Source organism: Mesorhizobium sp. M0491, assembly GCF_040321265.1.
Classification (GTDB): domain Bacteria; phylum Pseudomonadota; class Alphaproteobacteria; order Rhizobiales; family Rhizobiaceae; genus Mesorhizobium.
In genome coordinates this window covers 16,736-38,614 of the sequence record NZ_JAMYRE010000010.1, presented here as the reverse complement: position 1 = coordinate 38,614, position 21,879 = coordinate 16,736, and the positions used below count along the sequence as shown (strand labels likewise).

Here is a 21,879-nt window from a genome sequence, read left to right as displayed (position 1 = left end):
TCTGCATGAACCGCGTTGGCGGACGTCGGTTCATGGATCAATCACTCCGGGGGGCAAGCGGCAAAACGAGGCGCGAACCGGAGCAAGGCTGGTGAACGGAGCGAAGGCAAGAGTTCTGATTTGCGATGACGATCCCCTCTTGCTCGAACTGATGGAATTCAGGCTCAGGGCAAAGGGATACGAGGTCATCAAGGCCATAGACGGGGCGGAAGCGCTCTTGAAGGCGGAGCATGAGGCGCCGGACATCATCGTGCTCGATGCGATGATGCCCAAGGCCGACGGCCTGGAGGTTCTTGCCCGCATCAAGAGCGACCCGGCTTTGTCGGAAATCCCGGTTGTCATGCTGACCGCCCGCAAGGGCGAAAGGGACATCGTCTCGGCCCTTGAGAAGGGAGCCGACGACTACCTTGTGAAGCCCTTCATTCCCGAGGAGCTCCTGGCCCGGCTTGCGCGCCTGCTGGCGCGCAAGAGCGGCAAACGCTGATGTGGCGTGGCCGTCGCGCTGTCCTTGCGGCATGCGTTTTCCTGGCGGTTGAATCGGCGCCTGCCGCCGCGCTGGCCCAGGTGGTCGATGAACTGTACGCTTCCGGCGTCAAGGCCAGGCAAGCCCAGCATTTCGACGAGGCGGCGGAGCTGTTGCGGCGTGCGCTGGCGCTCAAGCCCGACAATGCCGACGCCCTGGTGCAACTTGGCTTCGCCGAGCTTGGCCGCAACAATCTGCCGGCGGCGCGTGAAGCCTTTTCCAGGGCGCTTGCGCTTGCGCCGACCTATCTGGATGCCAGCTTCGGCATCGCTCAGGTCGAGTTCCGCTCAGGCAATCTGGACGCCGCGCTGCAACTGGCAGAAGAGGTGTCGCGTGCCGAGCGGGGCAATGCCGACGCGGCGACGCTTGTCGCCAACATCCGCAAGGCCCAGCAGGCCGACAGCAGCAAGCAGAAGCCTGCGACCGCGAGGAAGAAGCTGCGCCCGCCGCGGCCGGATCCTGTCGCCGGCCTGATGGAGAAGGGCCAGAGATTGCGGGCGGCGGGACAATTGCCCGAGGCGGAGAACGCCTATCGCCGCGCGCTGCGGCTGGCGCCTAAAAACACCGACATCCTGGTCGCCATGGGTCTCGTGGCGGGCTCCCAACAGAAATTCGACGAGGCCGGGCATTTCTTCGACCAGGCGCTGGCAATCAGGCCCGGCCTTCTCGACGCCCGCCTCGGCAAGGTCCGCCTGGCGATCTGGCAGGGCAACGTGCCGCGCGCCCGCGCAACGGTTGATGACGTGCTTGGCACTGTGCCTGACAATGCCGAGGCGCTCGGCCTCGACGCGCGGATTTCCCTGATCGAGCAGGATTACACGCGGGCCGAGCAATCGTTTCAGCGGGTTCTGGCGATCGATCCTCGCAATGCCGAAGCGCTGGTGGGAATCGGCGATGTGCGCCGCGCCCGTGGCGACGACGACGCCGCGCGCGATGCCTACCGGCAGGCGCTTGCCCTCGAACCCGGCTCGCGCGACATCGAGCAGAGACTAGCTGCGTCACCGCCGCGCAAATGGCGGCTCGATATCGGTGGCGAAGTGAGCGACCTCACCGATGGACTTGGTGATTGGACAGACAGTTCGACCGGCCTTGCCTATCGGCTCACCCCGCAGACGACCATTTCGGGCCGCACCCGGATGGCGACTCGCTACGGTCGCACCGATGTTCAGATTGATGGCCGTATCGACCAGGCCTTTTCGCCCACGGTTTCGGCCTATGTGCTGGCAGCGGCGACGCCGGATGCCGACTTCCTGGCACGATATTCGGTCGGGGCCGGCGCTTCGTGGCGGATCATGGCGCCCGCGAAAGCGCTCGGCCCGTTCTCGCTCAACATCGATGCTCGCTATGACAATTTCGCCACCGCCGAGGTCTCCACAATCTCGCCCTGGGTGCAAGTCTATGTCCTGGACGGCCGGCTGGGGCTTTCGGCACGTTGGGTCCACGCAGCCGACGATATCGGCACGCGCGCCGATGGTTATGTGCTGCGGGCCGATCTTGCAGTTACCCCGAGAGTCAATGTGTTCGGTGGCTATGCGGATGCCCCCGAGATCTCCGACGGCACGCTGGTGCCGACGCGTACCGTCTTTACCGGAATCTCCTGGGACGTCACCGATCCGCTGACGCTGCGCGGCAGCCTCGCCCATGAGCAGCGCCCGACATTCGACCGAACCATATTCGGGCTCGGCCTAACCACGCGGTTCTGATCATGTTGTACATCTGGCACCTATCCATCCTGCTCAGTGCCCTTTCCCTGGCGATCATGCTTCTGCTGATCGCGCGCCGAGTGCTGCACGAGCGCCGGGGGACGGCGAGCGCCGATCAGCGGCGCCTTCTTCTGACGGCGCTGATCGCCTTCACCGAAAATCGGGATCGCGAGGCATTGAAGACGGCGCTGCTCGCGGTGCCGGCGAGGGTGGCGGTCGATGCCGGCTTCGAGTTTATTTCGCTGTTGCGCGGCGAGGAGCACGACGAGCTCCTCTCAGCCTTCAACGAATGTGGCCTGCCGGCGCTTGTCGGCACCCAACTGGAAAAAGGCAACGGCGCCGAACGCATCCACGCGGCCGAGATGCTGGCGGCCCTGCGTTCGGAAAACGCGGTGGCAAGCCTGCTTTCGGCACTCGACCGCGACGGATCACGTGAGGTCAGGATCGCCGTCGCGATCGCGCTCTGCGATCTCGGCGCTTTGCCGCCGCTCGTCATAACGCTGCGCAAGATCGGCGTGGCGGGACAGCGCTCGCGACGCCTGATCGAGCTTTTCAGGCGCTTTCCGCCAAAGCGGTTCGACGAACTCAGGGATTACGCCGGACGTCAGGACGCGGTGCCTTTCATCAGGGCGGCCGCAATCGATGCGCTTGCCCGCAACGGCGGGTTCCGGTTTGGTGAGTTCTTTGCTCGCGCGGCCGGCGATCCGTCATCGGAGGTTGCCGCAGCCGCATTGCGGGCACTCGGCCTGACCGGACATGCCAATGCGCCGGCCATCCTGATCAAGGCGATGGAAAATGGCGGCTGGGATGTACGCGCCGACGCTGCCGATGCGGCGGGCCGCCTCGGCCTGTCTGAACTCGCCCCGCCCCTCGCGCAGCTTATGGACGACGAGGCATGGACTGTGCGCTATGCCGCTGCCAACGCGCTCCGCTCGTTTGGCCAGAAGGGAGAGCAGGTGCTGCGCGAGATCGCCGCCAGCGACGTCTCGCGCAGGCAGCGCACAGCCTCGCTGATCCTTGCCGAGGGGCCAGCCACCTGATGTTCGACTGGAGCCAAGAGATCGTTCTGGGGGCCTCCATCCTGTCCTGGTTCATCATCGGGGCGGGGCTGGCGCAGACGGCGATCTACCTGCTGCAGCTCATCATCGCCGCCTACGCCCTGTCCAAGCGCCCGCCGGTCGCGCGTTCGGCTCTGCTGTGGCACCGCTATGGCGACGTAGCGCCGCCGATCGCGCTGCTGGTGCCCGCCTACAATGAGGAAGTGAACGTGGTCGAGAGCGTGCACTCGATGCTGGCGCTCGAATATCCGAATTTCGAGGTCATCGTCATCAACGACGGCTCGAAGGATCAGACTCTGCAGCGCCTTATCGAAGGCTTCAAGCTGGTGAAATTCCACCGGCCCTATGAGGAGGCCCTGACACACAAGCCGATCCGCGGCCTCTATTCCTCGCCGATGACAGAACGGCTGTTTGTGGTCGACAAGGAAAATGGCGGCAAGGCCGATGCCCAGAATGCCGGCGTCAATGTCTGCCGCGCGCCTCTCTTTTGTGTGATCGACGGCGACTCCATCCTCGATCCCGATGCACTGATGCGCGCGGCCCAGCCCTTCATCGACGATCCCGAGCGCACCATCGCCGTCGGCGGCACGATCCGCATCGCCAATGGATCGAGGATCGAAGCGGGCAGGGTGCGCGAGATCCGCCTGCCCAGCCGGTTGCTGGCACTGTTCCAAGTGGTCGAATATCTGCGGGCCTTCCTTATGGCACGGCTGGCCTGGAGCCGCATCAACACGTTGATGCTGGTGTCCGGCGCCTTCGGCGTGTTCCGCCGCGCCGAAGTGGTGGCGGTTGGCGGCTTCACCAAGGGGTCGATGGGCGAGGACATGGACCTTGTGATCAAGCTGCATCGCCACATGATGGACACCAAACGCAAATACCGCATCCAGTTCATTCCGGAGCCGGTGTGCTGGACAGAAGCGCCAGAGTCACTGCGCGTTCTAGCCAGGCAACGCACGCGCTGGCAGCGCGGTGCGCTTGAGTGCTTCTTCCGCTACCGCTCCATGCTCTTCAATCCCCGCTATGGGCGGGTCGGCTTCCTCGGCTTTGGCCACATACTGATTGTCGATGTGCTTGGGCCGATATCGGAGGTGCTGGGCTATGTGCTGATCCCAGCCTTTTGGCTACTCGGCATCCTCTCGACCGAATATCTCTTGGCATTCACGTCGCTGGTTTTCACCTACGGCGTTTGCGTGAGCGTGTGTTCGCTGGTTCTCGAAGAAGCCGAGCTTCAGCGTTTTCCGCGCGCGCGGGACCTTGCCGTGCTCACGGCCGTGGCGGTGATCGAGAATTTCGGCTACCGCCAGCTCAACAATTTCTGGCGCGTGAAGGGCTGGTGGCAATATCTGCGCGCCGACCAGAGCTGGGGCGAGATGACCAGGACCGGCCTGACTGGACCGAAGAAGTGAGCCTCTTCGGTTGAGTCACTTCAGCGTCCGCTCGATCTCCGCAATAAGCGCATCGAGCGCAGTATGTGCGACATCCGATCGCTCGATCAGCAGCGTCTCAAGCTCGGACGCTCGCACGCTGATACCCGGAAAGCCGAACGTTCCGGCCCCACCCGCCAGCGAGTGGGCGATCCCGATCAGCGTATCGTCGGAACTGCTGCCGGGCACAGCCCTCCTCTCACGGGCGGCCTTCAACTCCACGAGCCGATCCGCACACCGGGCAAGGAAACGTTGCTGCAAGGAAGCGAAGGGATCGTTTGAGATAGGGCGATGCTCCATTGCGGGACGTCGAGGGTATTCAAGCAGAAAGCGGCGCGGGTTGGAACGGACTGTTTGTCGAGCACGATCTCCTGTCAGAGGAGAACGGCGCCAGGCTGGTCTGCAACGACACCGGCATGCCTGTGCTATGGGCGGCCGCTCCGCCATCACTAGAAAGGTGTTTGGCTGGGGCGCCAGGATTCGAACCTGGGAATGTCGGTACCAAAAACCGATGCCTTACCACTTGGCGACGCCCCAATTGCCGTCAGAGTCGCTTGTGCGGCGCGTTATTAGCAGAGCAGCCAAAAAGCACAATCCTTATGAGTGACGGTTGGAACGCTCGAATTGGGCAGGCAACGCAGCGCTGCCAAATGATATGCAGCGGGCTATTCGGACCACACCGCCATCTCGTTTCCGGCTGGATCGACGAAGTGGAAGCGCCGGCCGCCGGGGAACGGGAAGATCGGTTTGACGATCGTGCCGCCGGCGCTTTCGACAGCGTCGAGGGTTTGCTCCAGATCCCTGCTGTAGAGCACGGGCAGCGGCTTTGATGGCGCTTCCGCGGCATCTGCCTGGAAGCCTCCGTCCAGGCCTTCGGCAAAGGCCGAATAGGTCGGCCCATAATCGGTGAACGACCAGGCAAAGGCAGTACTGTAGAAAGCCTTCAGCCGGTCCAGCGTTCCACCGGTCGCGGGCATTTCCAGATACAACCTGATTCGCTACGCCTGCCACCTCGGCACAATCAGTAGATGAATAAGGCGACATGGTATAGGAGCCGTGAACGGCGTCGCACAGTCTGCAGCCAGACTGCGCTCGGTGCCCACGCCAAACGTCGGCTCAGGCGCGCGATAGAAGCAATCTTTTGACTTCACCGGCAAGCGCAAGCGGGTCGAACGGCTTGGCGATCACCCCTACCGCCCCCATCGCCAGATAGCGTTCGACTTCATGCGTCTGGGTGCGCGCGGTGATGAACACCACAGGTATCGAAGCCGTCGGCCCGGACTCGGCCAGGCGCCTCAGCGTCTCCGGCCCATCCATGTCCGGCATCATTACGTCGAGCAGAATGAGGTCGGGCCGCCATTCGGCGGCATCGACCAGCGCCTGCATGCCGGACGGGCAGGACCGCACCTCGAATTCCGGCTCGAGCTCCAGCGACATCTGGGCGATTTCGCGGATATCGTCCTCGTCATCCACATAGAGAATCCTTGCGGGCATGAGCGTCACTCCTTGGCGTGCGCGGCAGGTTGAGTGCGGGGCGAAACCAACATGCTCCTGACCAGCTTTGCCACATCGATTTCCGACGCCCTGGTCTTGGTCATGATGGCCTGCACGCGATCACCTAGTTTCTGGTCGAGCTCCGCCGCCGAAAACACTATGACCCCGGTCTCGAGCGGCAGATCGGCCAGCAGGTCCAACCCCGAGCCGTCGGGGAGTGCAATATCCAGGATAACCAGGTCGAAGAGATGCCGCGCGATCGCCTCCCGGGCGTCCTTGAGCGTCTTCGCCGAAGTAATCGAGACACCCGAACCCAACCCCTCCGACATCACCGCAAGCACGCCCTCATCGTCCTCGACATGGAGAATCTTCGGCCTCTGCTCGGTCCTGCCAGCAAGGATCTTGGCAAGGGCGGCGTGAAGCCGCTTTGAATCCACCGGCTTCTCCAGCCAGTCGACGATACCGACGGCGCTGCCGTTGAGCGAACGCCTGGCCTCATCGGCAACGGCGGAGATGACGATGACCGAAATGTCGGAATTCACCGGCGATGCCCTAATGTCATGGAAGAGTTTGATGCCGGATTCCCCCGCCAGCTTGATATCGAGGGTCAAGGCCACGTATTCGCGGGACCGCAGAAGCGCCTTTGCGGTGGCGATATCGGGTGCGACGTCGCTGGAAAAGCCTTCCGCATCCAAGAGTGCCGCAATCACTGCGGCGACGTCGGTCTCGTCTTCACAGATCAGAACCCGTAGGCGGCCATCGGGCTTCCGTGTCAGGTGCGGTGGCGGATACGGCCTTGGGTGGTGCCTGCGTACTTCTGCAAGGTCCACGTGGAACGAGGTTCCCTTGCCTTCCTCGGTTTCGAAGGAAACGGCTCCGCCCAGTTTTTCGGTAATGGCCTTGACGATGCTCAAGCCCAGGCCGGTGCCGCCTATCTTACGGGTGCTGGAGGCGTCGGCCTGCTCGAATTTTCCGAATATACGGCCGCGGAAAGCCTCCGGGATGCCAGCGCCCTGGTCCATCACGGAAATCCGCAGCATGCCGTGGTCATGACGCTGGAATTTCACTGTGACAGTACCGTCGGCATGCGAGAACTTGATCGCATTCGACAGGAGGTTCGCCATCACCTGATGCAGGCGATCCGGATCGATGTTGGCCTCGGCGCGCGGGGCATCGTCGATCAGAACGATCCTGATCCGGCTGTCAGCCATGTAGTTGGAGCTGGCGGCAATGGCCTGCTCCAGGACCTGACGGACAGGCATCTGCTTGATCTTGAAGGTGATCACGCCCGATTCGATCTTCTCCATATCCAGAATGTCGTTGATGAGAAGAACCAGCCTTTCGCTGTTGGTGTGCGCGATGTTGACGAGATTGGCGGCCTTGGGCGGCAGTTCGCCGGCCACACCGGCCGCGATCAGGCCAAGCGAGCCGCGGATGGAGGTCAGCGGGGTCCGCAATTCGTGGCTGACCGTGGAAATGAAATCGTTCTTGAGCTGGGCGGTGCGCTTCTGCTCGGTGATGTCGCGATTGTAGGTGATGACGCCGACGATCTTGCCGGCCTCGTCGCGAAAAGGGGCCTTGAGCGTGTAGAGCCAACCTTGCCGCCCATCGGGGAAAAGCGCGGGCTGGTCGATCCGCAACGTCTGCCCGGCCTCCAGCGCGCCCATCTCATCCTGCCGGAAGCGTTCGGCCACCTCCCTGGGGTAGAAATCGAAATCCGTCTTGCCGATCAGATCGTCGACCGAAGCGGCGCGAACCATTTCGGCGGTGGCGGGGTTGGCGGCGATGAAGCGGCCGTCGACATCTTTTATGTTCAGGCAATCCGGCAGTTCGCGAACCATGGCCCGGTAGGTCATGTTGGACATCAAGAGCTCCCGCCGGCGCTGCTGCCGGTCGAGCAGGACGCCGATGATGATTGTGCTGAGAAAGCGGAACACGAGGGAGGGGAACGTGCTCTGCTGCACAAGGCCCGTGACGGCTTGCGCCGGGATGACCAGGAGCGTGATCAGCCCGGCGAGAGCGACCGTTACGCCCAGACCGAATATGTCGTACATGGTGCGCGATCGGGCCGCGACGATGTGGTGCCACGCAATGCCTACGATTGCGGTAATGAGGATACCCATGACACCAGCACCCGCACCCTGCCCGCCGAGATGGACGCGATAAACAATGGAGCCGACCGTGGCGATGAGCATTGCCGGCCATCCGCCAAAGAACGCGGCAGCAGCAATGAAGGCGGCGCGCAGATCGACGACGAAGCCGGAGACGGACAGGGCAGTCGCCATGGAAATGATCGCGCCCACGCACATGACCATGCCGAGAAGCAGCGACTGCATCCGCCGCGAGAGACGCCCGGTGAAGTCCGCCACAAGGTCCCAGGCGACCACGAGGATGGAGACCAGGGCAAGGTTGGCGAGGAGTGAGTGCCAGATGTCGGTCATGACTTCGGCTCCTTTTTTCCGATAAATACCGACAAAACCTATCCGAGGTCTAAAGAACCTGCCCGGCCATGCCGTTCTATTCCCTTTGGGGCACATGGGACCCGAGAGTACCTTTGCGACCTTCCATGAAGCCGATCAGCTAATATTCGACTGCGTCATAAAAGCAGATGAACCAAGCCATCGCGGCAAATTCGGATCAGCATTTACACATGATCTGGACAGTGTCGCCTTGAACATCTTCCTCTTTCCATACATAGGTCGGCCAGGTGGGTGGCGGCTCAACATGGAACTTCAATGAACCTTCCTATCTTCGCCATCAACCTCGATCGCGAGACCCAGCGCTGGAGCGAATTGCTCGCCAGCGCCGAAGCGGCAGGACTGACCTTGCAGCGCATTGCCGCCGTCGACGGTCGGGCGCTTGCTGAAAAAGACTGGACGGAGATCGATCTGCCAGCCGCGCGCAAGCTGAGCGGGCGCGACATCCTTTCGGGCGAATATGCCTGTTACCGCAGCCATATCCAGGCGCTGGAGGCATTCCTCGCGGGTGGCGGCGCCTATGGCCTGATTGTCGAGGACGACGTCCTCTTCAGCGAAAACACCATACGGCGCATCGAGGCCATCATCGCGGCGGTGCCGGATTTCGACGTCATCAAGCTGACCAACCATCGCATGAGCTTCTTCATGCGCGCCGTCGAGACGACGGAAGGCGACGAGATCGGTCGTGCGCTGCATGGCCCGCAAGGCTCGGCCGCCGCCTATCTGGTGACGCGGGAGGGCGCGCAGGGTCTGTTGTCGGCGCTCGCCGTTATGAAAATGCCATGGGACGTTGCACTCGAGCGCTTTTGGGATACCGGCCTGAAAGTCTATTCGGTCCGCCAAAACGTGCTTGGCTTCGCCGCCAGCAGTGGGATCTCGGGCATAGCCGGCCCCTCGGGAAGCTACAAATCCGCAAGGCTGGGCGGGCCGAGCCGGCTACGTGCCGGGGTGTTGCGGGCCAGCGACGAGCTGCGCCGCCTGCATCACGTCCTGCTGCCGCCCCCTCTGCCGCGAGATGCCCTGGATGATGCCAAGGACAACGCGCCGCGCCACACCTTGCTTCTGTTGCTTGCGGCACTCGCCATTCTCGCTTTGGTCTCCGCGGTGTGGCGCGAGGCCGACACCTACCGCTATGCGGGCCTGGCGCTGGCCCTGGTCGCGGTCATCCGCTGGTTCAGAGTGGATTTGTGGACCTACAGCAAACCGCTGATCGGTTGGGTCGGCTTTCTGTGTCTGGGCTGGTCGCTCTATGTCTTCATCCGACTGGCGATCGTCTATTTCGGCACCCACCAGTTGGGTGGCGCCGAAGGCATTTACATGTTTCCGCTGTTCTACGCGACGACCGGCTTCGCGTTTCTGCTGTTTGTCAGGCAACCCGCACGGCTCGTGCTCTGGTTCATGATCCTCAGTCTCGTCTTCCTGGCGGCGGACACCTTCTATTCGGACATGTTTCAAGGCATCCAACCGGCCCCGTGGCTTTTCAACAATCCCATCCACGCGTCGGTGGCGGCCGGTTTCATCTTCCTCTGCACGCTGCAATTCATGGCCTACTCGGCCCAAAGAACGGACCTCGGGAAAGCAACCAAGAACCTGCATTGGGTCCTGTCGACAGCCGTCCTGCTGCTTGCCCTCGTCAATATCATCGAGATGCGGTCAAAGGGCGTGTGGCTTGCGCTTGCGCTCGCTCTGCTCTTGTTGGCGGTCATGACCCTGGCGAGAGGCCATCGCCGCGAACTGTTGGTTTCGGGTGGCGTGCTGGTGATCGTGGCGACCGGCATTGTCGCAGCACACAACATCTTCTCGTCCACCGCCGACGATACCATGGCATTCATCAAAACCTTGGTTCCGGATGTGTTCAGGCATGGGGTCCTCCCCGCCTTCGACCGCGCCATCGCGAGCGACGCGGTTCCGCTTGCAGCCAAGGAGAGGCTGATGCTGTGGGCGGATGCGATCAATATCTGGAAGCGCCACCCGATCTTCGGAGCCAGTTCCAGCTGGCTGACCGAATGGCAGAACAGAACCTATCATCCCATGATCTTCAACGTCTTCCACAATGGTTATCTGGAGATTGCCGTGCGCTATGGTGTGGTCGGACTGGCGTTCTTTGCCTTTCTCTACACCTGGTCGGCCAGGCAGGTTCTACTGGCCATGCGAGCCAAGCTTGTCGCTCCGGCCGCATGGTCCTGCTACATCTCCACACTGGTCTTCTTCGCCCTAAGCATCCTTACCAATTCCAACAACCGGCTGGCCATGGGTGAGGCCTTCATGTGGTTTGCCGCGGCGTTCGGCTTCTACTGTTTTTATGTTCGCCAGCAGAAGAACCTTGTCGCGCCGCGGACCTATTTTTAGGGTCTGCCGGCGCAGCACGTATCTGACCAGCCGATTGCGACCAATGCACCTTTGAGGCCCCGCTCAATTTCCCGATAATCGGGAAAGTCGATGTCAAAATCCATGGCTTATCGCCGGCAACCCCTTCGTTACGATCGACACGGATCACAGACGGGGGTTGTCACGGACATGCTGACTGACAGGCAGGCACGCGAAGCGGTGGAGCAGTACCGCGAGGAAGGATACGCGGTCGTTCGACAATTCGTCGACGGCGACGAGATGATCCGGCTGAAGAAGGAAACCGATGCGGTCTATGCCGACGGCCTCAAGCATCACGCCACCTTCCGGCACGGCAACCTGAATTTCCAGATCCTGCCTGAATCGGACTTTGGCCAACGCTATGTGCTGCAGGCTTACTGGTTTTCCTGGATCAATTCCTATTTCGAAGAATTCCGCCGCAATCCCGACTATCTGAAGCTGCTCGAGGGCCTGATCGGCCGTGACATAAGGCAGATCGCCCAACAGCTGCACTGGAAGCCGCCCGGCGCCAATGTCACGGGTTATCGCTTCCACCAGGATCTGCGCTTCCGTAACCAGGCCGCCTTCGACAATGTCGCCGACGCCACCGTGACAACAGGCCTCGCGGTCGATCGGGCGACGCTGGACAATGGCTGCCTTCAGGTCGTGCCCGGCAGCCACAAGCTCGGCTATCTCGGCCTGTCGGACGAGGGAACCGGCGAACTGATGAAGGGCCTGACCGCCGAAGAAGAGTTGCGCAAGGTCGGCATCGACCCGGCGACCATCGTTCCGCTGGTGCTGGAGCCGGGCGACCTTGCTTTATGGGGGCTGCTTACCGTGCACGGCTCCTCGCCTAACAAATCGCAGCACGACCGGGCCTTTGCGCTGTCCAGCTATGTGCGGGCCGATACGACGCAACGTGGCGAATGGGCGTTCAGGGACGGTGTTTCGGTGCCGCTCGGCAAGACGCCGGCACTGTGCAAATACGAAAAGCTCTTCGAGGAGCCGGGGCCGATGTACGACACCACCGCCTGGTGGAAATGACGCTGCCGCGTCGGGCGACGGGGGCAGAGGGGGCCTGGCGTGCGCGCCAGGCCCCTGACGGCGTTGGCCATGGGCAATCGCGCAGCATTTCAGGCGGTGAAGTCGGCCGACAGTTCGCGGATCAGGAAATCGACGAACGCGCGCACCTTGGCCGCAATATAGGTGCGGTGCGGATAGAGCGCGTAGATCGGGCTGAAGCCAGGGCGAAACTCATCCAGCTGCACTTCCAGCCGGCCGTCCCTGATCGCAGCGTCGACCAGCAGGCTGGGCAGGTTGCCGATGCCGAAACCGGCGTTGGTCATCTGATAGGCGGCCTCGACGCTGTTGGTCGAGATGCGCCCGCCGACAGCCGCATCGAAAGGGCCGTCGGGTCCGATGAATGGCCACGTGCCAAGGCGCTTGGCGAAATTGCTCAGCACGCAGGAATGGCTTGCCAGCTCATCCGGGTGGACCGGACGGCCGTTTGCATCCCAATAATCGGGCGTGGCGCAGACATAGTTGCGGACTTCACCAAGCCGGCGGGCAATCAGGGCGGAATCCGCCTGACCGCCGAAGCGGATGGCCACATCGTAGCCTTCCTCGACAATGCCGACGACATAACGCGCGGTGAGGTCGAACTCGATCGTGGTGAGCGGGTTTTCTTCGAGGAATTTCGGCACCAGCTTGGTTATGCGCGTGTGGCCCAGAACATTGGAGCAGGAAACCCGGATCAGGCCGCGCGTCTCCTTGTGCAGGCCGCGCGTCGAATCCTGCAGTTCGGAAATGTCGTCGAGCAGGCTGCGCGCACGCGGAGCATAGTCGCGGCCCGCCTCGGTGAGGCTAAGACGCCTTGTGGTGCGATTGATGAGCCGGACGCCGAGGTCGTCTTCCAGTTCCTTGATGGTGCGGCTGACCGCCGTCGTCGACATGTTGAGATCGCGGGCCGCCGCCGACAGGCTGCCCAGCAGGCAGACTCGATCGAACACCCGCATCGCCGTCAGAAGATTCATCTTGCCTTCCCCTCGCCGTCGCGGCCCCGCCGCCATCGGCTGCGTCCTGTAGAAAACAGCGCCCAGCAACGACGCGGCAAGGGCATTCCACCGAATTTGGGCGTAAAATCAACAATGGGAGAACCGATATGACATCCAGACCTCTTCATCCGGCGATCGGCACATTTGCGAAAGGCGCGAAGAGCGGCGCGCTTGGCCGCCGCGAGTTCCTGGCGCTGGCCAGCGCCTTCGGCGCCAGCACCGCGATTGCCTATGGGCTCATCGGTCAGCCGGTCCCGGCGCGGGCCGAAGAAGCCGCCCAACCCAGGAAGGGCGGCGTGCTGCGTGTTGCCATGCAGGTGATGGAGCTGGAAGACCCGCGCAAGTTCAAGGTTTCGCAGATGGGCAACATCGCCATGCAGTTTCTCGAACCGCTGGTGCGCTGGAAGCCGGATTTCACCTTCGAGCCGGTGCTGCTGCAGAGCTGGGAGATCAATGCGGACGCCACGGAATATGTGCTCAAGGTGCGCCCGGGGGTGAAATGGTCGAACGGCGACGATTTCACCGCCACGGATGTCGCCTTCAACATCACGCGCTGGTGCGAGAAGGATGCCGCCGGCAACTCGATGGCCGGGCGCATGACCGCGCTGATCGATCCCGACACCAAGGTGGCGCGCACTGGTGCCATCGAGGTTCGCGACGGCCACACCGTGGTCCTGAAACTGTCTCAGCCCGACATCACCATCATCCCCGCGATGACCGACTACCCGGCATTGATCGTCCACCACACCTTCAATCCGAAGGCTGCGCCACTGTCGGCCAACCCCGTTTCCACGGGCCCGTTCGAACTTAAAAAACTCGATGTCGGCGTTGCTGCCTCGGTGCGCAAGCGGCCGGACGGGTCGTGGTGGGGCGGCGAGGTGTTCCTCGACGGCATCGACTGGACCGACTACGGCACCGACTCGGCCGCCACCGTCTCCGCCTTCGAATCCGGTGAGATCGACCTGAATGGGCAGACGCAGTCCTATGACGTCGCCATGCTCGACAGGCTGGGCCTGAAGAAAAGCGAGATCGTCACTGCCGCCACCCTGGTCTCGCGCTGCAACGTCAACGCCAAACCCTATGACGACAAGCGCGTGCGCAACGCCATACAGCTTGCGGTCGACAACGAAGCGGTGCTGCAACTGGGCGCCGACGGCATGGGTATCGTCGCGCAGAACGATCATGTCGGACCGATGCATCCCGAACACGCCGACCTGCCGCCGATCAAACGTGATCCGGTCCGGGCCAGGGCATTGCTCGAGGAAGCCGGCCAGCTCGATTTCGAGTTTGATCTGATCTCGGTCGAAGCCGATTACCGCAAGGAAAGCTCCGATGCCGTCGCCCAGCAGATGCGCGAAGCCGGCTTCAAGGTGAAACGCACCGTCATCCCGGAATCGGCATTCTGGAACGACTGGACGAAGTATCCCTTCGCGACCACCAATTGGAACGCCCGACCGCTCGGCATCCAGACCTATGCGCTTGCCTACCAGACCGGTTCGGCATGGAACGAGACAGGGTTCGCCGATCCCGACTTCGATGCCAAGGTCCACAAGGCCAACGCCATCGCCGATCCGGAGCAGCGCCGTGCGGTGATGAAGGAACTGCAGGTCATGCTGCAGGATTCCGGCATCATCGTTCAGCCCTACTGGCGAAAGCTGTTCTGCCATATGAAACCTGCCTTGATGGGTTACCAGATGCATCAGGCCTATGAGCAGGACTTCACCCGGGCTTGGCTCGCCGCCTGATCGCGGGCGACAGGGCGGCGCATTCTGCAGCGCCGTCTTTACCCTTGGTCACCGGGAAAGTTGCGGCGTGGCGCCGCCATCAAGAACGGTCGTGGAGCAGTGCGGGCTTCGCATCGGACACGATGCACAGATGCGCCCACACATGCCCTGCCATGGCAGGTCAGCAGGGACCTCAGGCCGCCACATCAGACCAGCCGGCACACCAAGCATGCGAAACATTCTGGTTTCTGCGTCTGTCATCGTCACACTCCGGTTCACAACTGGAGCTTACTTTTGCCTGACGGCAGCGAAACCCGCTTTCCCCGACAACGACCTTCCCGAAAACCGGGAGAATTCACGCCTGGATGCCAACCGGAAGACAAGACCCGCGGCGGCAGGATCGAGTCACTTGAGCGATCTTGCCGCCTCCTCCTTGTGATCATACCGGATCTTAACAGGCGTCCGTCGCGCAGTTTAGCGGAAATCGCCCGACTTGTTGTTACGCGGAACTCCGGTCTGCCGCGGACGTTAAGCCCGGCAAGACATTTCTTGCTGAAGCAAGAGCGAGTATTGTGAAGCGGACGCAACCAGTCCCGAGCCACACACGGCCTGTTGGATTTGACGCAATGGCATGTTGAAATGACGGAACAAGCGGAGTTATTCCCATCCGATTTGGAGATTCTAAATTGCCAGTCCGAATATGCTGCGTCTTTGGGACCTGGCAATTGCTCAGCTTGGTTGCCTCACTTCGCCAGTCAATAGCGGATGAAAGCTCGCCGCCGCAACAGGAGCATGAGGACTATCTTGTCCTTTATGAAACGGCCGGCGTTTCCGAGCATTTCAAGACTGATCTTGCTAAGCTTGCGTCTACAGTATGGACCTGGAAACGGATCATATGGGCATACGACCTTCTGACATCCGAGCGTAAATATGGGCAACTGCAAATTTTCCGGATCCATCATCAGATCCGAGCCACGATAGGTCTTGAAGTGAGTTCTGCAGATGAAATCTGGGCCTGCTTCGTTAACCGGCCATCGGAAAAAATACTGCTGGACTCATACCCAAGAGCCAAGATCGTTCTGTATGAGGATGGCTTGACATCATACCTTCCGTTTGAAGTGTCAACCATGGCACGGCCGCCAGGCACCAGGCTTCGAAAGCGCATCACCGGAGCCTTTATTGCAGGCCTCTCTGCAATTTCACCGGCGCTCCGTTTAAGGAAAATGGCTGACAAGATAGAAAGACGCCACCTGAAACGGGTGAGACTCTTTTACTCTTTGCTTAGCGAAATCCCCGTTCCATATGCTCTGGCGGATGTACCGAGATCGCAGGTCGGCGCTTCACTGATGCGCGATTTAATAGATGAGGTCAGCAGGGATGCGCTTTCCGGCGACAATGGAGATTGCCGTGCGTCAACCAACCCGCGGATCCTGCTGCTGGGCCAGGCATTGTCACGAAACGGCATAATGTCGTACGCGCAAGAGGCGGCGATCTATCGGCACATTGCGGAGCAGATCGTCGAGAGGGGATACGATATCGTCTGGAAGGAACATCCTAGAATAAGGGCGCCCTTCTTCCCCGAGTTGCTTGATGCGGTCGGAAATATGACATCCGACCCCAGCACCAGGATCACGGAGGCGAACCTTCCGCACACATACCCGATAGAGCTTATCGTATCCCGGATGAATATCGTTTGCTGCGTCTCCGGCACGTCAGCCGCCCTTCTTTATCTGAAATGGCTTTACGGCATCAAAGCATACACATTTGCAGAAACATTGATCCCGCTCATGACCGGCGCGGACATTTTAATGAGTGACATGGTAAGGACCCATGCGATGCCTTTTTCAGCGCTCCAATCTTCGAATGAGACACAAGCAGGTATCTGTTGAAGGCGGGTGTCCGGTTTAGTGACACGTATGGCACCCATGATATCCTGATGGATGCCATGCTCAGCGGGAACACGCGGTAACCAATGCTGGTTCGGTGCGGACAAGCCACATCGATAATGGCGACAAACTATTTTCTGGCCTGTTTTATATGAGACCGGCAGACTACGACGCCGTTGTGGGACCCGACAATCAGTCGTTTTAATCCAAGTATGTCACGCTCGAGGACAGAGCCGCGCTGTTTAATGATGCCTATGTCGACGACACCCACTTGGAGTGCGTTGAAACCGTCAAGTACGACAGGAATCTGCTGGTGTTGTTCATCAATTCGATTGAATCGGTCCACGGCGTCACAGTCCGCCAGCCCACAGCCAAATGCCGGCTTTTCGTCAATCTGGTTGGAGAAGTCGAAAAGCCGTTTTACATCAAAGGAAAAAAGATACGGCCGCGCTATGTTCCGGTGCACCAAAGCCAGGATGAAGCGGAACAAACCTGGCTAAAGAGGCTCAAGCAAAAATTGCGGCTTTGAGAGACACGCCGTCGATCTGAGTTTCAGCCTGAACCGCCAATACCGAGCCGGATTCGACCTTTGCGGCGGCCAGGCACAGATTGGAACAGAATGAGATTTTATCCAGCCGCCGAACGGATCGCTTTTTTCGGCACGCTTATCGCTGTTCTTGCCCTTGCATTGCTGCCTATACCCCGACTCGAGGAGTATGGGATCGATATCGGTTTCCGGTCCGACAAGCTGAACCACGCCAGCGCCTTTGCCGTCATGACTTTCCTTGGAGGGCTCGGCTGGCCCGATCGCAAGACAAGGCTGATCGTCTTCCTCGCCATGGTTGGAGCGGCGATCGAGGTCCTCCAGGGCACGGCGCTGATACGACGTGATCTGGATGTGTTCGACTGGGTTGCCGATTGCGCCGGCATCGCATGTGGCCTCGTGGCCGTGATCTGTGTGAACTGGATCTTGCGGCGCAGAGGTTGAGCCTGTTGTCAGGCCTTATGTGCACGGCGCCGATAGCCACAGGAGTTCGCCCTCGGCTCCATTGACTCGGCGAAATCGGATTGCAACGATCCGATCCGGGAGTAGCGATTTTTCTACCTTGGCCGGACAGATGAAGCTTCGGGCGCGGCACCCAGGAAGCGCACCATCATTATTGAGGGACGATGACGATCCAGATCAGGCTTCCGGGTGGTGTGTTGAAGGTCAAGCAACGTCATGAACTGCGGCGGCGGGAGTACAAGGGCGAAGTCCCGGTCTGGCAGTGTGGCAAATATTTCGTCATCTGGTGGCCCAGTACAATTCCTGATCGACCCTCCAAGAGCTCGAATACTGACAAGGAGCTTGAAATGACCCTTCCATCGACTGGAGAAGGCACGTAAGCTCTATGCATCATGGCTTTGCGAATCAGATTGCCGGGGGGCACACTGAAGGTGAAGACCTACCGCGAACTGCGTGATCGCGAGCGGGATCGCAGGGTGCCTGTGCTGAAGCTGGGATCACTCTATTTCGTCTGGGCTTCGGCCAAACTGCATTCGCACAAACACAATCCGACGCTCTGATTTTTTTGCCGGGGTTCACACTTTTCCCTGAAATCGCTCCAGAGCCGCCCATTCGCAGGTAGCGCGACCTGGGTCAGCTTGCCTCGCGCATCGCTTCGGCCGCCTGCAGGTCGACCGACACCAGCTGACTGACGCCCTGCTCGGCCATGGTCACGCCGAACAGCCGGTTCATGCGCGCCATGGTGATGGGATTGTGGGTGATGATGACGAAGCGCGTCTCGGTGGTGGCGGCCATCTCGTCCATCAGGTTGCAGAAGCGTTCGACATTGTGGTCGTCGAGCGGCGCGTCGACTTCATCGAGCACGCAGATCGGCGCCGGATTGGTCAGGAACACAGCGAAGATCAGCGACATCGCCGTCAACGCCTGCTCGCCACCGGACAGCAGCGTCATGGTCTGTGGCTTCTTGCCGGGCGGGCGGGCAAGGATTTCGAGACCGGCCTCGAGCGGATCGTCGGATTCGATCAGCTGCAATTCCGCCGTGCCGCCGCCAAACAGATGCGAGAACAGCCGCTGGAAATGCCCGTTGACGACCTCGAAGGCGGCCAGCAGCCGCTCACGGCCTTCGCGGTTGAGGCTCTGGATCGCCTGCCTGAGCTTGCGGATCGCCTCGATGATGTCCTCGCGCTCCGACACGATCGCCTCCAGCCGGTCGGATAGCTCCTTCTGCTCCTCCTCGGCGCGCAGATTGACGGCGCCGAGCCGTTCGCGCTCGATCTTCAGCCGATCGAGCTGACGCTCGATCTCGGCCATTTCAGGCATCGGGCTGTCAGCCTCAAGACCGGTGTGGCGGATGACCAGATGCGGTGGTGTGTTCAGCGTCTCCTGGATGCGCGCCTCGACCTCCAGCCGGCGTTCGTCGGCTGCGGTCAGCCGCTCTTCGGCGCGAACGCGGGTCTCGCGCGCCTCGGCCAGGAACTGGATGGCGCCGGCGGCGGCCTTGTCCAGTTCGGATTGCCGGTTCTCCGCTTCCTGCAAACGGTCGGCCGCCGCCTTGCGCAAGCTCTCGGCCTCGGTGAGCTGCGACAGCAAGGCACGCCGCTTGGCGTCGATTTCATCGGGAGCATCGGCCAGCCGCTCGCGTTCGGCCTCGGCCTCGGCCTTGCGTTCGCCGAGCGATGCGATCTGCGTCGAGGCGTTTTCGGCCCGCTCCAGCCAGTTGCTGCGCTCGGCGCCAATGGCATCGAGCCGGCGCGCGCGCGCCTCGGCTTCGCGCCGCAGCCCCTCATGCACGGCACGCGCATCGGCAAGCGCGGCGCGGTCGCGGGCGACATTGGCCGAGGACTGTTCGAGCTGCAATTGCAGATCGCCAAGATCGGGCGCGTCCTGCAGCAGCATTTCCGCCTCGGCGAAGGCGGCCGAAATCTCCTCATGGCTGTCGACGATGCGGGCGCGCGCTTCATCGAGCGCGGCGCGCCGGCTCTGCAATTCGCCGCCGGCTCTCTCGGCCTCGGCCAACGCATTGCGGGCAGCGTCCAGCCGATGCTGGGCGTCACGACCGGCCTGGCGCGTGTTGCGCTCGGCCTCGCTTGCCAGGCGCAGCGCCTGTTCAGCCTCTCCCAGCGCCTCCTCGGCCTGGCGCAGGACGAGCGTCGCCTGTATCGCCTCGGCATCGAGCTCAGCCAGCCGGTTCTTCTGCGCCAGCCGTTGTGCTGCGGCGGTCGGCGCATCGGCGCTGGCGGTAAAGCCATCCCAACGCCAGAGCGCGCCTTCACGGCTGACCAGCCTCTGGCCGGGAGCAAGCAGCGATTGCAACCGGCGGCCGTCGCCGGCGGTATCGACGATACCGACCTGCGCCAGGCGGCGGGCGAGCTGTGCCGGCGCGTGAACCACGCTGGCAAGGCTTTTTACGCCTTCGGGCAGGGCCGCGTCGCCGGGCTGGATCCCGCTTTCGCCCCAATGCACCGGAGCGCTGCGGTCGAGCGGCACGTCGAGATCTTCGCCAAGGGCCGCACCCAGCGCCGTTTCGAAACCGCGATCGACGCTGATCTGTTCCAACACGGCCGGGAAGAGATCCCCACTGGCGGCATTCAGGATTTTTGCCAGAGTGCGCGCTTCGGTTTCGATCCGTGCCAGCTCGGCCCTGGCATCCTGAAGCGGTGGCCGGGCGGCGCTTTCGACAGCGCGGGCATCGATGACCGACTGCTCGGCCTCGGACACGGCAGCCTCGGCCTCCTCCAGCAGCGCCATGGCCTGTTCGACCAGCACGCGCTTCTCGGCCGGATCGGGCAGGCCAGCGACCTTGGAGAGTATCTCCGACAATTCCCGGTCGACATCGGCAAGCTGACGCGCGAAGCGGTCGCGGCGCTCGGCGGTGTCGCGCAGCGTCCGTTCGATCTGGTTGCGCGAGGCGGCAGCCTCGGCCCGTTCGGCGGTCAGCGCGGCGAGCTTGGCTTCGCTTTGCGAAAGCGTCGACGCCGCCTGTTCGAACGCCGCACGGGTGGTGGCTTCGCGTTCGGCGGCGCCGGCATTTTCCGAATTGAGTGCTGCCTCTTCGGTGCGAAGGCGCTCGAGAATGTCCGCATTGTCGCGGACCATGCGCTCTTCACGTGCGATATCGCCGTCGAGCTGCTGCAGCCGGCGCTCGAGTTCGCTCTGACGGGCGCGGATGCGACCGGCTTCCTCCTCGATCTGCGACTTGGCGATCGACAGGCGCTGGAAGGCAGCGGCGGCGGCGGCTTCCGCGTCGCGCAGGTCCGGCAGCCTATGAGCGCCGATGCCTTGCTCCCTGGCGGCGGCCATCTGGGCTGCGGCGCGGTCGCCGACCAGTGCTGTCGCAACCGCCAGCGCCGAACGTGCCTCGCCTTCCTGGGTCTTGGCCAGTGTCCAGCGCAAATGCAAAAGCGTCGCTTCTGCCTTGCGGATATCGGCCGACAGGTTCTTGAAGCGGGACGCCTGGCGCGCCTGGCGCTTCAGGCTTTCGATCTGGCTTTCCAGCTCGCCGACGACGTCGTCCAGTCGTTCGAGGTTCTGCTCGGCCGCCTTCAGCCGCAGTTCTGCCTCGTGGCGGCGGGTGTGCAGGCCGGAAATGCCTGCCGCCTCTTCGAGCAGCGCGCGGCGTGCCTGCGGCTTGGCCTGGATCAGTTCGCCAATGCGGCCTTGACCGACCATCGACGGCGAACGCGCGCCGGTTGACTGGTCTGCGAACAGAAGCTGCACGTCCTTGGCACGGGCCTCCTTGCCGTTGATACGGTAAAGCGAGCCGGCCTCGCGCTCGATGCGGCGCGACACCTGCAGTTCGTCGGCATCGTTGAAGGCAGCGGGCGCCGAGCGGTCACTGTTGTCGAGGAAAAGCGTGACTTCGGCGGTGTTGCGTGCGGGCCGAGTGCCCGAGCCGGAAAAGATGACGTCGTCCATGCCGGACGCGCGCATGTTCTTGTAGGAGCTTTCGCCCATCACCCAGCGCAGCGCCTCGACAAGGTTCGACTTGCCGCAGCCATTCGGCCCGACAATGCCGGTCAGGCCGCGTTCGATGACGAACTCGCCGGGCTCGACGAAGGACTTGAAACCGAGGAGGCGAAGGCGCGAAAACTTCATTCGCCCCGCCCACTAAGCGGATTTCCGTGATTTTGCGAAAGGAATTCGCGGCACGACAGGAAGCCGCGCACGCCGAAGCGCCGCCGCCT

General features: G+C 62.0%; 17 protein-coding genes and 1 tRNA gene. 11 read left to right on the top strand and 7 right to left on the bottom strand.

The annotated features are described in order from the left end of the window. Positions 1-91 precede the first annotated feature (91 nt). The 4 genes from NKI69_RS14690 to NKI69_RS14675 are packed head-to-tail and all read left to right on the top strand — an operon-like array spanning position 92 to position 4,690. Entirely contained in the window at positions 92-484 is a 393-nt protein-coding gene (locus NKI69_RS14690; protein ID WP_127270163.1) for a response regulator transcription factor, read from the top strand. Then, positions 484-2,226: a YaiO family outer membrane beta-barrel protein gene (locus tag NKI69_RS14685; RefSeq protein WP_352721759.1), complete on the top strand. Its 1,743-nt coding sequence runs from the start codon at positions 484-486 to the stop codon at positions 2,224-2,226. The genes NKI69_RS14690 and NKI69_RS14685 overlap by 1 nt, the downstream gene beginning before the upstream one ends. 2 nt (positions 2,227-2,228) lie before the next feature. Beyond that, entirely contained in the window at positions 2,229-3,266 is a 1,038-nt protein-coding gene (locus tag NKI69_RS14680) for a HEAT repeat domain-containing protein (RefSeq protein WP_352550791.1), read from the top strand. Further along, the gene (locus NKI69_RS14675; protein ID WP_352721757.1) at positions 3,266-4,690 is read left to right on the top strand and encodes a glycosyltransferase family 2 protein; all 1,425 of its coding nucleotides are present in this window, start codon (positions 3,266-3,268) and stop codon (positions 4,688-4,690) included. The genes NKI69_RS14680 and NKI69_RS14675 overlap by 1 nt, the downstream gene beginning before the upstream one ends. Before the next feature lie 15 nt (positions 4,691-4,705). On the opposite strand, the gene NKI69_RS14670 is transcribed toward NKI69_RS14675, so the two are convergent. The 5 genes from NKI69_RS14670 to NKI69_RS14650 all read right to left on the bottom strand — a co-directional run bounded on the left by NKI69_RS14670 (position 4,706) and on the right by NKI69_RS14650 (position 8,643). Further along, positions 4,706-4,930: an Hpt domain-containing protein gene (locus NKI69_RS14670; RefSeq protein WP_352550787.1), complete on the bottom strand. Its 225-nt coding sequence runs from the start codon at positions 4,928-4,930 to the stop codon at positions 4,706-4,708. A 240-nt stretch (positions 4,931-5,170) separates the two neighbouring features. Next, a tRNA-Gln gene (locus NKI69_RS14665) sits at positions 5,171-5,245 on the bottom strand. A 128-nt stretch (positions 5,246-5,373) separates the two neighbouring features. Continuing rightward, on the bottom strand, positions 5,374-5,685 hold the full coding sequence (locus tag NKI69_RS14660) for a VOC family protein (RefSeq protein WP_352721755.1): 312 nt from the start codon (positions 5,683-5,685) through the stop codon (positions 5,374-5,376). 139 nt (positions 5,686-5,824) lie between these two features. Continuing rightward, positions 5,825-6,202, bottom strand: a complete 378-nt coding sequence (locus NKI69_RS14655) for a response regulator (RefSeq protein ID WP_292566459.1) — start codon at positions 6,200-6,202, stop codon at positions 5,825-5,827. Between the two features lie 5 nt (positions 6,203-6,207). Beyond that, positions 6,208-8,643, bottom strand: coding sequence for a hybrid sensor histidine kinase/response regulator (locus NKI69_RS14650; RefSeq protein WP_352628668.1), 2,436 nt, complete (start codon positions 8,641-8,643; stop codon positions 6,208-6,210). Between the two features lie 294 nt (positions 8,644-8,937). Between NKI69_RS14650 and NKI69_RS14645 the strand changes: the two genes are divergently transcribed. Both NKI69_RS14645 and NKI69_RS14640 read left to right on the top strand, forming a co-directional pair. Then, on the top strand, positions 8,938-11,028 hold the full coding sequence (locus NKI69_RS14645) for an O-antigen ligase family protein (RefSeq protein WP_352721752.1): 2,091 nt from the start codon (positions 8,938-8,940) through the stop codon (positions 11,026-11,028). Positions 11,029-11,196: 168 nt separating this feature from the next. Continuing rightward, positions 11,197-12,069, top strand: coding sequence for a phytanoyl-CoA dioxygenase family protein (locus NKI69_RS14640; RefSeq protein ID WP_023808572.1), 873 nt, complete (start codon positions 11,197-11,199; stop codon positions 12,067-12,069). A gap of 89 nt (positions 12,070-12,158) precedes the next feature. Here NKI69_RS14640 and NKI69_RS14635 read toward each other — a convergent pair whose 3' ends face one another. Further along, positions 12,159-13,058 carry a LysR family transcriptional regulator gene (locus NKI69_RS14635; protein ID WP_352721749.1) on the bottom strand — a complete coding sequence of 300 codons (900 nt, stop codon included), beginning with the start codon at positions 13,056-13,058 and terminating at the stop codon, positions 12,159-12,161. A gap of 128 nt (positions 13,059-13,186) precedes the next feature. Here NKI69_RS14635 and NKI69_RS14630 point away from each other — a divergent pair, with 128 nt between their 5' ends. The 5 genes from NKI69_RS14630 to NKI69_RS14610 all read left to right on the top strand — a co-directional run bounded on the left by NKI69_RS14630 (position 13,187) and on the right by NKI69_RS14610 (position 18,255). Further along, positions 13,187-14,824 carry an ABC transporter substrate-binding protein gene (locus NKI69_RS14630; RefSeq protein ID WP_023808574.1) on the top strand — a complete coding sequence of 546 codons (1,638 nt, stop codon included), beginning with the start codon at positions 13,187-13,189 and terminating at the stop codon, positions 14,822-14,824. Positions 14,825-15,489: 665 nt separating this feature from the next. After that, positions 15,490-16,692, top strand: coding sequence for a polysialyltransferase family glycosyltransferase (locus tag NKI69_RS14625; RefSeq protein WP_280940275.1), 1,203 nt, complete (start codon positions 15,490-15,492; stop codon positions 16,690-16,692). 310 nt (positions 16,693-17,002) lie between these two features. Beyond that, the gene (locus tag NKI69_RS14620) at positions 17,003-17,218 is read left to right on the top strand and encodes a hypothetical protein (RefSeq protein WP_196815283.1); all 216 of its coding nucleotides are present in this window, start codon (positions 17,003-17,005) and stop codon (positions 17,216-17,218) included. Positions 17,219-17,308: 90 nt separating this feature from the next. Continuing rightward, complete coding sequence (locus NKI69_RS14615; RefSeq protein WP_023808577.1) at positions 17,309-17,677, top strand: VanZ family protein; 369 nt, start codon at positions 17,309-17,311, stop codon at positions 17,675-17,677. 410 nt (positions 17,678-18,087) lie between these two features. Further along, complete coding sequence (locus NKI69_RS14610) at positions 18,088-18,255, top strand: hypothetical protein (protein ID WP_196815284.1); 168 nt, start codon at positions 18,088-18,090, stop codon at positions 18,253-18,255. Between the two features lie 73 nt (positions 18,256-18,328). Here NKI69_RS14610 and smc read toward each other — a convergent pair whose 3' ends face one another. Continuing rightward, positions 18,329-21,790 (bottom strand): chromosome segregation protein SMC, encoded by a 3,462-nt coding sequence (smc, locus tag NKI69_RS14605; protein ID WP_352721745.1) that lies wholly within the window; start codon positions 21,788-21,790, stop codon positions 18,329-18,331. Between the last annotated feature and the right edge of the window lie 89 nt (positions 21,791-21,879).